This window comes from Amnimonas aquatica, assembly GCF_002943415.1.
Classification (GTDB): Bacteria; Pseudomonadota; Gammaproteobacteria; order Pseudomonadales; family Moraxellaceae; genus Perlucidibaca; species Perlucidibaca aquatica_A.
Genome location: NZ_PTQZ01000386.1, coordinates 1 through 1,005, shown reverse-complemented (window position 1 = coordinate 1,005; position 1,005 = coordinate 1). Strand labels below are relative to the sequence as shown.

The following is a 1,005-nucleotide window of genomic DNA, read 5'->3' as shown; positions in this document are numbered from 1 at the left end:
GCCTGATCGGGCTCGCCGATGCCGGCGCCGGGCGCGCGGATGTCGCCGTCGTTGCTGACATTGCAGGCGATGATCACGCCGCGCTCGAGGTTCTGCATGACATCGGTGGGCAGGTTGTTGACCACGCCGCCATCGCACAGCAGGTCGCCCTCGAAGGCGATCGGCGGCGCCACGCCGGGCACGCTCATGCTGGTGCCGACCCAGCTCGCCAGGTTGCCGCGGTCGTGCACCATGGGCAGGCCGGTGGTGAGGTTGGTGGAGATGCAGTAGTAGGTGCGCCGCAGCTCCTCGATGCGGCGGGTGCCGAAGATGGCCTGCAGGCGGGCGTGGAAGCGCTCGCCGCGGATCAGCGACACCTTGGGCATGGTGTAGTCGTTGAGGTAGTTGCGCGCCACGAAGGTCTCGTGCGCGATGTGCTCCATCTCCACGCTGTCGAAGCCGCAGGCGAGCAGGGCGGATATGAACGCGCCCATGCTGGTGCCGCCGACCACGTCGACCGGGATCTGCAGCTGCTCCAGCGCCCGTATCAGGCCGATGTGCGCGAAGCCGCGCGCGCCGCCGCCGCCCAGCACCAGGCCGATGCCGCGTCCGGAGATCTGCCGCGCCAGCGAGGCGATGTCGGCCGGCGCCCACGGGTGCACGAAGAAGTGCGCGCGGGCGCCGGTGCTGCGGCACCAGTCCAGCGTGTGCGGCGAGGTGTCGCCGTCGGGGCGCAGCAGCACCAGTTCCACCGGCGCCTTCAGGCCGCTGGCCTGCAGCGCCTCCAGCACCGGCACGTCGTCCGGCGCGCTGCCGGCCTCGGCCAGGATCAGGATGCGGTCGGCCTGGCGCAGGCAGCGCAGCGACCACGGGTCGTGGTCGTTGTCGGCGGCGTAGAGCACGTATTCGTGGCTGGCTTCCAGGCCGGACAGCCACTGGCGCAGGCGGTTGTCGGCATCGCTGCCGTCGAGCGGCGTCTGCGCCGCGCCGCGGCCGTCCGGCAGCCAGGGGAACAGGCTGTCGACG

1 protein-coding gene is annotated in these 1,005 nt (G+C 71.6%); it reads right to left on the bottom strand.

Going from position 1 to position 1,005, the window contains the following annotated elements:
- On the bottom strand, positions 1 to 1,005 hold a 1,005-nt coding region (locus tag C5O18_RS10215; RefSeq protein WP_146089363.1), incomplete at both ends, for a patatin-like phospholipase family protein.